Here is a 12,387-nt window from a genome sequence, read left to right as displayed (position 1 = left end):
TCATTATTTAAGAAACAGTAGTTTATTTATTAGACATCTAGGATGTGGGTAATTAAACTTATTAACCGTTCATTTTAATAATGGAACAAATATAAGACTGACTAAATATGATAAAAAGTCAAAAAGGGATTTTAACTTGTCAAAAAGACACCAAATCAATAATGATGTTTTTTACTTCAACAATTCTTTTCGGTACATATTGGGAGAAATACCGATATTTTTTTTAAAAAATTTACTAAAAGTCGGAAGATCATTAAAATTTAATTGTTGCATGATATCTGAAATAGAAAACAAATTAGAACGCAATTTGCTAATAATTTCTGCCATCAATGTTTGCTCAATAATTAGTAAAGGATTGAGACCTGTTACTTCTTTGACTACTCTACTCAAATATTTACGACTAATAAAAAGAGCATCTGCATAATGCTGTACCGACCTATGGATTTTAAATCCATCCATAACAAGGGTAATAAACTCCATACATAATTTTTCCTTTCGTCCACTTAACGCCACATTATGTACAATCTCTTGCATAAGAATTGATTCTATTTCATAATGTAAAAGAGAGAAGGTACTATGGATAATTTCCATCTGATTTTTAATGGGGCTTTTACGTAAGTTTAATTCCTGTAAATGCTCCATGTGGATAGCATATCTCTTAACCGCCTGCTCTTGTAAATCAAATACTTTTAAATAGTTATCAAATAAAAAGTCAAGAGAAGACTTTCCTTGAAAAAATATGCCAATACTTTTTAAGAAATCGAGCGAGAACATGCAACTGATCATTTCAAGCTGTTCATCCATTTCGATAAACTCTAATATTGTTGTTGGTGAATGTAAAAAAGCCATCCTTGCACCCATCTCATGTTCTGAAAAACCAATCCGCATACGTAATGAGCCTGCTAAAATTAGCGTCATACCAAAACTATCTGTACGCATGGGTTCTTGCATGCGTAAATCGCTCATAGTGTCTTTGTGCAAACGACATATTGTATATCCGTCATACAACTGCGTATTCATTTGTTCCTCAACAATTTCTTTCAATGAGAAAAATGTGATTTTACGTTCCATAATTATTCGAGTCCAAAAAATTGACCTAAGTTAAAATATCTTTTAGAGCTACAATCTCTCTTTTGATTTATTTGACAATTACCTGTTAAAAGTCAGCTTTTAATCTTTTTTGATGAACAAAGGAAAGATACATCGTTCTGAATATGTTCTTATGCTTTATAATTTTTCTAGTATATACCTAATTCTGTAATGAACTTTATCTGTCTTCAAACGTTATCAATATAGGTTTGGTTTTAAAAAAAATAATTTTATGAGTACAGAGAATTTACATAATCTTGAAGCTATTCACAAACTGCGAGATTTCGTCAACAAGATTGATATTGGAATGATGTGCACCTACCCTGTAGCGAACAGCTTTGTTCATGCTGTACCTATGAGTAGGCAGGAAGTAGATGAAGAAGGTAATATCTGGTATCTTATTTCCGCAGAAAGTGAAACATTTAAAAACCTTGAAAGCAACAATTTAATAAGTCTATTATTTTCTCAAGTTGATGACTACAACTTCTTGAGTATAAATGGCGAAGTAGAAATATCTAATAGCCAAGAACGTATTGAGAAATATTGGAACAGATTTGTAGAAGCTTGGTTTGAAAAAGGAAAAGATGATCCTCATATACGCATATTGAAAGTGAAAGTTCAGGATGCCCATTATTGGGATAATAAAACGAATAAACTGGTGACCATATTCCAAGTTGCGAAAAGTGCTATTTCTGGTCAGAAAATAGATATTGGACGAGAGGGAGAATTAAATATTTAGCTTGATGTATATATTAGAGCCTGAAATTTATATCAGCTTCTAATAGTCGTAATAAACAAAAGCCGTATTGCTACGGCTTTTGTTGTTTCGGTCAATTACTGTTCTTATTTACCTTGTTTCGTCAGAATAGCCTCCATCTCGGCCATAACTTTATTGATCTTTGCAATCGTCAGGTCAAAGGGTTCGGTAGTATTCATGTCCACTCCTGCATCAACAAGAAGGTCTACCGGATATTTGGTACTTCCGGAAGCTAGAAAATTAAGATATTTCTTACGATCGGCATCTGTTCCGCGCAATACCTTTTCGGATAGTGCGGTTGAAGCCGTGAATGATGTCGCATATTGGTACACGTAAAAATTATAATAGAAATGTGGGATGTAAGACCATTCGGATTTCACGTTGTCATCAATAATACAAACATTTTTATCATGTCCGTAATACCGTTTGGTCAGTTCAAGATATATGTTATCAAAATTTTCACCAGTGAGCGCTTCTCCTTTAGCCACTTTTTCATGGATCATATATTCGAATTCGGCAAATTGCGTTTGACGGAATAGTGTTCCTTTGGCGCCTTCGAGGTAGTTACCAAGGATAGCTAACCTAGTCTCATCGTCTTTAATCTGCTTCAACATATAATCGTTTAGTAACTCCTCATTTAATGTGGAAGCTACTTCTGCTACAAAAATCGAATAATCTGCATTCGCGAAATGTTGTTTCTTATTGGTTAGGTAGCTGTGCATGGTATGCCCTAATTCGTGGGTCAATGTAGACATGTCGTTGTACTTTCCATTATAATTCATGAGAATATACGGATGTACGTCGTAAGCAGAAACCATTGGAATATGCTCCTGATCTCTTTCCTTCGTTTGGATACATATCGATCCATCTTTCTTCAAATGCTTTCTTGGACACTGCTATATAGTCGTCGCCCAAGGGTTTCAATGATTGCAGAATATTTTCTTCTGCTTCTTCTACGGTATAGGATAGATCGACTTTATCAACCAAAGGTGCATACAAATCGTAATAGTGCAGGGTGTCTACCCCCATCATGCGCTTACGAAGATTTAAATAGCGATGGAAGGTGTTTAAATTGCCATTGACATTTTTGATGAGGTTGTGAAAGACATCAGTCGGAATATTACCACCATCAAGCGCCATATTTAAGGTACTCTCATAATTACGGGCTTTTGTAGCAAACAATCCTGCATTGATATTACCATAGAGCTGTGCGCCGAAGGTCCGTTGAAATTCATTCAATTTACCAAAATAGGTGGCAAATACCTTGCTCCTAACTTCTCTGTCTTCACTGGCTCTATATAATGCAAAATTGGCGGAGTTAAGCTTGACATGCTCTCCATTCAATTCAACCTCTGGATATGGAAACTCAGCATTGATGAATGTACTGTAGATATTAGCAGCATTGCCAGACATTAAGGAGGAGTATGCCAATACTTTCTCTACTTCTTCGGATCCTCTATGTGCGCGTTTGCGCAGTAAATCTGTTAAGTAAAACTTATAGATGGACAACCCTTTTTCTTTTGCAATAAAAACATTGAGCTGCTCTTCTTTCAGGGTCAATAACTCAGGCTCCATGAATGAGGTCAGTGCTCCATATTCCGAAAAAAGTTGTTGCAGTTCTTGATTCATTCCTGCATATTTGGTCACACGGGTATCTTGATCAGACTTCATCGCTGCATACGATGAAAGTCTTGACATTTCCTTGATTAGTGTACTGTTCAGCTCTAATGCTTCTAAAAGTAGGGCAGCTGACTGTGTAAGCTTTCCTTTGTACGAGGCAGCTTTCTGCATTTTTTGTTGCACTCGTTCTTTTTCTTCTTTCCAGCTTTCATCCGTAGCATATAATTGGGAAAGGTCCCACTTATACTTTTCAGGCAGTTCTTCACGAACTTTCATCTGGCTTACCGCAACCGTAGTTGAAAATAGCATCATCGCGGTGATCAATTGTGTTTTTCTACGCATACTGTATATAAATAGTGCTACCAATTTACAAAACATCTTTCAAATTTTCTAAGTTATAAACCCTGCCAGATGATAAATCCATAAAATCTTGATTAATATAAAAGCCACATCTATGGATGTGGCTTAGCCTAAATAGTTGATTTTGATCTTGCTTGAATGAAGTACAGATCTAGGTTTGATGAAAGGTACCTTCAAAAAGATTTAACTACTTAAAATTAGTTAACCTTTTTATAAAGTTAACTTAAAACTGTATTAACAATATTCAGCTTACTTTGCGGAAATGCTTAATATTGCAATCAAATGAAAATTAAGACTGCAACAAGCTTCATCTATTAACACATATTAAATCCTTAAACCATGTATATAGTGCGTTTTTCTACAATTTTTGCAGGAATTATTTTATTTTTCATGATGCAGACTGTATCTGCTCAACAATTGAAATTTAACAAACATGGCAATTTCAAGATTGTTCAATTCACCGACCTGCATTATGCTGCAGGAGCAGTTCCTTCTGCAAAATCTATCAAAATGATGGAAAGTACGCTGGAAAGTGAAAAACCGGATGTCGTAATCTTTACTGGGGATGTGGTGGTCAAAGCTCCGACTTCCAAAGGTTGGGATGAGGTGTTGGACGTGGTGATCTCGCGCAATATCCCTTACATCGTAACTTTAGGAAACCATGATGATGAAAGTGAATGGAGCAGATCGCAGGTTGCTGATTATTTGTCCAAAAAACCATTGTTGATCAACAATCGGGCTAGTTTGCAGGAAGTAGATGGTGTACTCAATGCCAGCATAGCTGTAATGGGGAACGATCATAAAGCAGCATTTACTTTGTATGCTATGGATTCAAAAGCGTATTCACAGGTTGATGGCATAAAGGGTTATGACTGGTTTGGTTTTAATCAAGTGAACTGGTATTTAAAAGAAAGCGCGAAGATAGAGGCGTCGAATGGTCGTGTAATTCCAGCATTAGCCTTTTTTCATATCCCATTTCCGGAATACGGAATTGCATTTGACAAACTAGCCAATAAACGTATTGGTGTTCGTTATGAAAATGAGGGTAGTCCGATCATCAATTCGGGTATGTATGCTGCTATGTTAGGGCGGAAAGACGTGATTGGAACATTTGTAGGGCATGACCATGTGAATGATTACTTGGTGGACTATTATGGGATTGGTTTAGCCTACGGCTGTTTTTCAGGAAGTGAAAACACCTACGTCAGAGATAAAAATGGGGCGCGGATCATTGAACTTAAAGAAGGAAAGAAGGGATTCCATACTTATATCCGAGAGTATGATGGAAACATTTTGAATCGTACAGATTTTCCTTTTAAAAAGCAATAATAGAAAGGTCTTTCTGCCTGAACAATTTTGAAGCGATAAGAAGGTCATATGTTGTGGATAACTTCACTGACCAGAAAATCGTAATGCTAACCGCAGCGATAGCAACCTACAAAGCAAGCAATGCAGCGCTTTCATTTATTACATTGGGATCTAACCAAAACTAATTATGATGATGAACTAAAAAAGGATTGACTATATGTAGCCAATCCCTTTTTAGTTTTCACCTATACTCCTACTAGAGTAAATACATTAACTGTTTTTAAGATAATCTCTTAGCACATATTGCAGGATACCGTTATTTTTGTAATATTCTATTTCGATAGCTGAATCCATACGCGCCTGAACTTTAAATTCGGTTATCTTGCCACTTGGGTGTGTGGCTTTAACATGCAACAACTTATGTGGTGTTAGATTATCGGCAAGTCCTAAAATGTCATAAACTTCAGTGCCATCCAGCCCTAAGCTTTCTGCATTTTGCCCGTCGGTAAATACCAATGGTGCCACCCCCATACCTACCAGATTGCTGCGATGGATGCGTTCGAAGCTCTCTGCGATTACGGCTTTTACTCCTAATAAAAAAGCTCCTTTGGCGGCCCAGTCACGGGAGGAACCCGACCCGTACTCTTTCCCCGCCAGTACGATAAGCGCCGTATGGGTCTTTTGATATTCCATAGCTGTTTCGTAAACTGTTTTTACTTCACCGCTTGGAAAGTAAATACTGAAGCCTCCTTCTTTATCAACTATTTTGTTTTTGATCCGGACATTCGCAAATGTACCTCGCATCATGACTTCATGATTTCCACGACGCGAACCGTAAGAGTTAAAATCAGCGCTATCTATTCCGTGTGAAGCCAGGTATTGTCCAGCGGCACTGTTTTCTCGGAACGAACCGGCTGGTGAAATATGATCCGTCGTCACCGAATCGCCTAAATACAATAAGACACGAGCACTGGTAATATCTGAAACAGGTTCAGGATTTGCCTGTAGGTTTTCAAAAAATGGAGCTTCTTTAATGTAAGTCGAATCTTTATTCCACTCAAAACGTTCATCGAGGTTGACCTCGAGATTTTGCCAATCTTCGGAACCGTCAAAAATAACATCGTAGACTTCCTGAAAATCACTTTGTTTGACGCAATCATTGACGGTCTGGACGATTTCTTCACGGCTTGGCCAGATGTCTTTTAGATATACAGGTTGACCATTGGGATCGTACGACAGTGGGTCATTCATAAGGTCGACATCTACCCTTCCTACCAAGGCATAAGCCACCACTAACATGGGTGACATTAAAAAGTTCATCTTAACCTGTGGATGGACCCTTGCTTCAAAATTTCGATTACCCGAGAGCACCGATGCTACGACCAACTCTCCCTTGTCTACAGCTTCTGCGATATGTGGTGGTAAAGGACCCGAGTTTCCGATACAGGATGTACAGCCATAACCCACGGTGTGAAAGCGAAGGGCCTCCAGGTCGCTGCTCAGTCCTGAGCGATTCAAATATTGCGTAACAACTTTAGAGCCTGGCGCTAAGGAAGTCTTGACCCATGATTTAGTGCGTAGTCCTTTTTCTATCGCATTGCGTGCCAACAGCCCTGCGCCTATCATCACGGCCGGATTGGATGTATTGGTACAACTTGTGATGGCGGCGATAACAATACTCCCATCACTCAAAACAAATTCTTGATTCTTATATTTTATACGAACAGACTGCATCGTATCTTTCACAACTTCCATCGTGGATTCTGTACTCTTAGGAACTTTACCAAAAGTAAATTCGGTTCCAGAACCTCCATCAGCAAGCCATGCCGATTCTTTTCTTAGATTCGGGAGGCTATAGTTGCGTTGGTATTCTTGGTTCAACAGAGTGGCAAATTGGTTGCCAAGATCTTTTGCCAGAATTTTATCCTGCGGGCGTTTTGGTCCAGAAACAGTTGGTTCTAAAGTGGACAGATCAAACTCTACTATAGAAGAAAAACGGATTTCTTCATGACCTGTTCGCCACAAAAGATTTTCTTTACAATATTCTTCAACTATCTTGATCTGTTCGGCTGAGCGATTAGTGGTGCGCATATATTCCAACGTACGGTCGTCGATAGGGAAATAGGTAATGGTACAACCAAATTCTGGCGACATATTGGCAATGGTAGCCCTATCGGTAACAGTTAGGTAATCCAAGCCATCTCCAAAAAGTTCGACAAACTTGCCGACTACACCTTTATCACGAAGGACTTTGGTTATCGATAATACCATATCGGTAGCAGTACAAATCTCTGGAATTTTACCGGTCAACTTGAGGCCGATCACTTCTGGGCAGGTGAAGAAGATGGGCTGCCCCAACATAGCTGCTTCGGCTTCGATACCTCCTGCCCCCCAACCTACCACGCCCATACCGTTTACCATAGGTGTGTGCGAATCGGTACCTACCAAAGTATCTGGAAACAACCAACCTTCACGTTCTATAATACCTTTGGCTAAATATTCAAGATTCACCTGATGGCAAATGCCCATTCCTGGAGGGACTACTGTAAAGTTTTTCAAACCGTGTTGCGCCCATTTGAGTAATTCGTAGCGTTCTTTATTCCGTTGGTACTCCAATTCTACGTTTTTCCCATAAGAGTAATCTGTTCCATAATAATCCACTTGTACGGAATGGTCGATCACTAAATCTACAGGAATAGCAGGATTGATTTTTTGACCGTCTTTTCCGTGACGGACATATTCAGCTCGGAGCGATGCCATATCAACTACAGCTGGAACACCTGTAAAATCTTGCATCAAGATACGGGCTGGTTTAAAAGGAATGTCTTTATCGACAGGTTCGGGTGTCCAGTTGATGAGTGTCTTGATATGTTCATCGGTAATACTGAAACCGTCGTAATTACGCAATACATTTTCAAGTAAGATGCGGATACTGAACGGTAGATGGGCTACCGATCCTTCGGGAAGATCTTTAAGTGAACAATAGTTATAGTTTTTTCCGTTTATACTGATTGTTTTTAGAGATTTGGCTTTCGTTGTGCTCATGATAACAAGTTTTGTTGGTATATAAATATACGCTATTAAGTACTTAGAAGCAAAACAAACAGCATGCGTAAAATGTTTCTTTTTTGTTGCTTTATCATATTTTGAAGTAGAATATTTTGGGATTACGAATAGCTCTTCAAGTTTAAATAATTCAGATAATCAAACATAACAGAGGAGCTATTTTCCAATATTAGAACCATTAACACTTTTCTTAAAATAAAATGAACTTATTTGAATGACAAGTGTTCTTATAATAGAATACAATAACGAATCTGCTTCGAATGTAAAAGATATGACGTAGTACGGTAAAATCCAAAGGTCCTCAAAAGCTTTGGATAACGAAACAAAAAAGAGGAAACGATAAGAAACATAAAAATTACTGTACGGTTAAACGCCAAGATAAAGGGTCTAATGAGAATTAGGCCCTTTTGATTTATAAATAATCAGCCTCAGTTTCTTAGAATATCTTGAAATATATGTTATTAGATTGTTCATAATAGTAGGTTCAGAAATTACATCAATTTCATTTTTGTATATTTGTTTGTTAATATGGAAAAATCAAACATTATTAACATCACCGAACGAACTACAAGTTCAATCTATCAATGGACATTCAACCTTGCTGAAGCTATAGGGATTTACGATAAGACTGCTCATATCTTGACTTCTACCTTTCTCCTCATCTCAGCTTTTATCCTCTTACTATTTGTAGACTATCTTTTACGTATATTTTTCAATTCAATAGTTACGGGATTGATTAAAAAAAGTAAAACCAATTGGGATAATAAGCTACTTGAAAATAAGGTACAGGTTCATTTTAGCCGTTTTATTCTCATAGCGATATCACAATACTTACTACCTTATGTATTTATGGGATTTCCGTCTTTCACCTCGACATTATCAAAGTTGCTCGGCATCCTGTTAGTCATTTCTATTTACGGTGTTGTAAATGGTCTATTAAAGACCGGAAGAGATATTTTGAGATCTTCCAAAGCTTTTGTGGATAAACCTGTTGATAGCTACCTTCAAGTACTGCAAATATTTTTGATATTTGTGATTGGGACTCTTATTGTTTCTCTGATCACGGGACAGTCACCCTGGTCTTTTCTAATTTCACTCGGTGCTGCTTCAGCTATTTTGATGTTGGTATTTAAAGATACCATACTTGGATTTGTAGCAAGTATACAAGTCTCTGCCAATGATTCTGTACGTGTGGGTGATTGGATTGAAATGCCAAAATATGGTGTCGATGGAGATATTTTACAAATAAACCTGAACAATGTGAGAGTTCAAAATTGGGATAAGACGATTGTCACGATCCCGACTTACACGCTGCTCAGTGACTCCTTAAAAAATTATAGAGGAATGCAGGAAAGTGGAGGTAGAAGGATCAAAAGAGCTATCAATATCAAAATTTCAACCATTAGATATCTCAGTATTGAAGAGATTGAAGAGCTTAAAAAAATTGCACTTTTAGCCCCTTATATTGAAAAAAGAGAAAATGAAATAAAGGAATATAATATCCTGAATAAAGTAGACCCAAAAGTTCTTGTTAATGGTAGAAGAATGACCAATATCGGGCTGTTCAGAGCATATATCAAGGCTTATACAGCGCAAAACCCTAATATACATAAGGAATTAACCTTATTAGTTCGTCAATTAGCTCCTAATGAACATGGGCTTCCATTAGAACTCTATATGTTTACCAAAGGTACACAATGGTCTTTTTTTGAAGATACAATGTCAGATATTTTCGATCATCTATTCGCTGCTATTAAATCTTTTGACCTTGAAGTATTTGAACTCCCAGCATCTGATGATATTCGATCTCTTCTTAAAAACTACTCAGAATCATCTAATATAAATCAATAATATACCTTGTATGAAGATTCAATTCTTCTAATGCAAGCCAGATATAATAAAAGGCTTGAACACTAGAGACATTTTATGATCGTAGACAATAAAAGCCATTCTATGAAGAATGGCTTTTATTGTTTTCATGATTTAGGTAAATTTTTTACGGGTAATTTATCACCACATAGCTTTATCCTCATTCTATTTGTTTTTCGCAATTCTGAATCCAAGGTCTTCAATCTTGAATTTTAAAGGATGGCTCCTTCTTCTAGTCGTGGCCATAACGCTTCTCTCTTGATCACAAAAACCACCGCCGCGGAATATACGGTATGAACCGTACACTTCAGTGTCATATAGATCGGTACACCACTCCCAAACATTACCCAACATATCAAAAAGTCCCCAAGCATTAGGTTTCTTCTGGCCTACCACTTGTGTCGTATTTCGAGCATTATTTTTATACCAAGCTATTAAATCAAGCTCGCCATATCTTATTTCGCTTGTTCCTGCTTTACAGGCATACTCCCATTCTGCTTCTGTTGGCAAACGAAATCCGTCGGCTGTATTATCAAATGTTATATCTCCATTGTTTTCCGGAATGACATAACAGGGATTCAATCCTGTTTGGATTGAAAGTTTATTGCAAAAATTTACGGCCTCTTTCCAAGTGACTGTTTCTACTGGCCGTTTGCTTTCTTGAAAGGTGCTTGGATTTTCCATTGTTACTTCAATATATAAATCCTGGGTAACAGGATATTTGGAAAGTAAAAATGGATCTATCTCTACACACCAATGTACTTTTGTCCGATCATCTCGCAAATGAACCTTTCCTTTTGGTATTTTAACCATTAGTTCGCTGATCGTATTTAATAACGAAACCTCTGTCCTATTCAAATTCATCTATATCAATGAGATTCTATAAAATTCCTAACATATCACTATAAAGGTTCAATTTATAAAAAAATGTTTATTGTTTTGTGAATTTTCCAGAAATGTGAAATTTTGGTATTCTTAGATAATCTCCTCTAATGGTCAAAATATAGCTAAGAAGTTTATTTAAAACAATAAACTTCTTAGATGACTTCTTTTTATAAACTTGTTTGTGTAATTTGATATACTTAAAAGTATATTAGTAATATGCTCATTATCATAAGTAAAACTAAGTTAACCAAGAAAATCATACTACACCAATGTATTGGTGTAGTTGTTATTCTTTATCATATCAATATTTAAGCTAGTCAAAACCAGTATTTTCATATGTTAAAATCAAAAATAATAGGTACCGGGGCCCACATACCCTCACGAAAAATATCAAACAAGTATTTTCTAAACCATACATTCTTTGGCCCGGACCAAATAGCAATCGAGCAATCTGCTGAAACAATTATTCGAAAATTCAAGGCAATTACCGGAATTGAAAATAGATGGTACGCGCCAGAAGGAATGACAGCTTCGGAGATGGGAAACCCTGGCGGCGGAAGAAGCTATAGCAAATGCCCAGGTAGAAAGTGAATCGATTGATCTCATTATTGTTGCACATAACTACGGAGACATGAAATATCCAGGAGCTCCAAGGGATATGGTTCCTTCGCTTGCCGCTAGGATAAAGCATAATTTGAAAATCAAGAACGTAAATTGTATTCCTTATGACATTATATTTGGCTGTCCAGGATGGTTACAGGGGCTTATCCAAGCCGATATGGCAATCAAATCGGGAGCTGCAAAAACATGTCTTGTTATTGGAACGGAGACGCTATCGCGGGTACTCGATTCGACAGATAGAGACAGTATGATATTTTCGGATGGCGCCGGTGCATGTATCATACAAAGCAACGTGTCTGATGATAGTGGAATTATTAATAAAATAATCAGATCGGATACGGATATTGAACTGGAATATATATACTCTTTCGGAACCAATCAGGGTGATGAGACTGAACCTCGTTATATCAAAATGAAGGGGCGTAAAGTATATGAATATGCACTTAAATACGTACCACAATCCATGAAAGAATGTTTAGATCATAGCGGAGAAAGTATCGATGACCTTAAAATGATCTTTCTTCATCAAGCTAATGAAAAGATGGATGAAGCTATCGTTAAAAGATTTTACGAACTCTATGGACGCAAAGAACTTCCAGAAAATATTATGCCGATGAATATCTCTGAAATGGGAAATAATTCGGTGGCTACAATCCCAACCTTATTGCATCAGGTTCTAAATGGAGAAATAAGTTCTTATAAGCTAGCTCCTGGAGATTTAGTTATGTTTGCATCTGTCGGTGCGGGAATGAATATAAATGCAATCACATACAGATGGTAATAAAATATATCATCAAATATTTAAAAAAAAA

8 protein-coding genes and 1 pseudogene are annotated in these 12,387 nt (G+C 37.0%); 5 read left to right on the top strand and 4 right to left on the bottom strand.

Annotation, left to right across the window (positions count from 1 at the left end; translation table 11 throughout):
- Positions 1–171 precede the first annotated feature (171 nt).
- A complete protein-coding gene (locus ACFX5U_RS10325) occupies positions 172–1,071 on the bottom strand; it encodes a helix-turn-helix domain-containing protein (RefSeq protein ID WP_280568002.1) in 900 nt (299 codons plus the stop codon).
- A gap of 250 nt (positions 1,072–1,321) precedes the next feature.
- Here ACFX5U_RS10325 and ACFX5U_RS10320 point away from each other — a divergent pair, with 250 nt between their 5' ends.
- Positions 1,322–1,828: a pyridoxamine 5'-phosphate oxidase family protein gene (locus ACFX5U_RS10320; RefSeq protein ID WP_038702536.1), complete on the top strand. Its 507-nt coding sequence runs from the start codon at positions 1,322–1,324 to the stop codon at positions 1,826–1,828.
- Between the two features lie 104 nt (positions 1,829–1,932).
- On the opposite strand, the pseudogene pepF reads toward ACFX5U_RS10320, so the two are convergent.
- Positions 1,933–3,421: pseudogene (gene pepF / locus ACFX5U_RS10315) on the bottom strand (oligoendopeptidase F).
- A 795-nt stretch (positions 3,422–4,216) separates the two neighbouring features.
- On the opposite strand from pepF, the gene ACFX5U_RS10310 reads away from it, so the two are divergent.
- Positions 4,217–5,155: a metallophosphoesterase family protein gene (locus ACFX5U_RS10310; protein ID WP_400263386.1), complete on the top strand. Its 939-nt coding sequence runs from the start codon at positions 4,217–4,219 to the stop codon at positions 5,153–5,155.
- A gap of 249 nt (positions 5,156–5,404) precedes the next feature.
- Here the strand turns inward: ACFX5U_RS10310 and acnA are convergent, their stop codons facing one another.
- Positions 5,405–8,179, bottom strand: coding sequence for an aconitate hydratase AcnA (gene acnA / locus ACFX5U_RS10305; RefSeq protein WP_400263385.1), 2,775 nt, complete (start codon positions 8,177–8,179; stop codon positions 5,405–5,407).
- Positions 8,180–8,728: 549 nt separating this feature from the next.
- Here acnA and ACFX5U_RS10300 point away from each other — a divergent pair.
- Positions 8,729–10,051, top strand: coding sequence for a mechanosensitive ion channel family protein (locus ACFX5U_RS10300; RefSeq protein ID WP_400263384.1), 1,323 nt, complete (start codon positions 8,729–8,731; stop codon positions 10,049–10,051).
- Between the two features lie 183 nt (positions 10,052–10,234).
- Here ACFX5U_RS10300 and ACFX5U_RS10295 read toward each other — a convergent pair whose 3' ends face one another.
- The gene (locus tag ACFX5U_RS10295; RefSeq protein WP_400263383.1) at positions 10,235–10,933 is read right to left on the bottom strand and encodes a formylglycine-generating enzyme family protein; all 699 of its coding nucleotides are present in this window, start codon (positions 10,931–10,933) and stop codon (positions 10,235–10,237) included.
- 357 nt (positions 10,934–11,290) lie between these two features.
- Here ACFX5U_RS10295 and ACFX5U_RS10290 point away from each other — a divergent pair, with 357 nt between their 5' ends.
- Both ACFX5U_RS10290 and ACFX5U_RS10285 read left to right on the top strand, forming a co-directional pair.
- Positions 11,291–11,545, top strand: coding sequence for a hypothetical protein (locus tag ACFX5U_RS10290; RefSeq protein WP_400263382.1), 255 nt, complete (start codon positions 11,291–11,293; stop codon positions 11,543–11,545).
- Between the two features lie 40 nt (positions 11,546–11,585).
- Positions 11,586–12,356 carry a 3-oxoacyl-ACP synthase III family protein gene (locus tag ACFX5U_RS10285; protein WP_400263381.1) on the top strand — a complete coding sequence of 257 codons (771 nt, stop codon included), beginning with the start codon at positions 11,586–11,588 and terminating at the stop codon, positions 12,354–12,356.
- The last annotated feature ends 31 nt before the right edge of the window (positions 12,357–12,387 follow it).

Origin of the sequence: Sphingobacterium sp. SG20118 (genome assembly GCF_044740685.1) — a bacterium.
Lineage (GTDB): Bacteria > Bacteroidota > Bacteroidia > Sphingobacteriales > Sphingobacteriaceae > Sphingobacterium.
This window is presented reverse-complemented; position numbering and strand designations above follow the sequence as displayed.

Coding starts and splice junctions, on each gene's coding strand:
- ACFX5U_RS10290 (WP_400263382.1), top strand. CDS start 11,291: ATGTTAAAATCAAAAATAATAGGTACCGGGGCCCACATACCCTCACGA.
- ACFX5U_RS10320 (WP_038702536.1), top strand. CDS start 1,322: ATGAGTACAGAGAATTTACATAATCTTGAAGCTATTCACAAACTGCGA.
- acnA (WP_400263385.1), bottom strand. CDS start 8,179: ATGAGCACAACGAAAGCCAAATCTCTAAAAACAATCAGTATAAACGGA.
- ACFX5U_RS10285 (WP_400263381.1), top strand. CDS start 11,586: ATGAAATATCCAGGAGCTCCAAGGGATATGGTTCCTTCGCTTGCCGCT.
- ACFX5U_RS10295 (WP_400263383.1), bottom strand. CDS start 10,933: ATGAATTTGAATAGGACAGAGGTTTCGTTATTAAATACGATCAGCGAA.
- ACFX5U_RS10325 (WP_280568002.1), bottom strand. CDS start 1,071: ATGGAACGTAAAATCACATTTTTCTCATTGAAAGAAATTGTTGAGGAA.
- ACFX5U_RS10300 (WP_400263384.1), top strand. CDS start 8,729: ATGGAAAAATCAAACATTATTAACATCACCGAACGAACTACAAGTTCA.
- ACFX5U_RS10310 (WP_400263386.1), top strand. CDS start 4,217: ATGATGCAGACTGTATCTGCTCAACAATTGAAATTTAACAAACATGGC.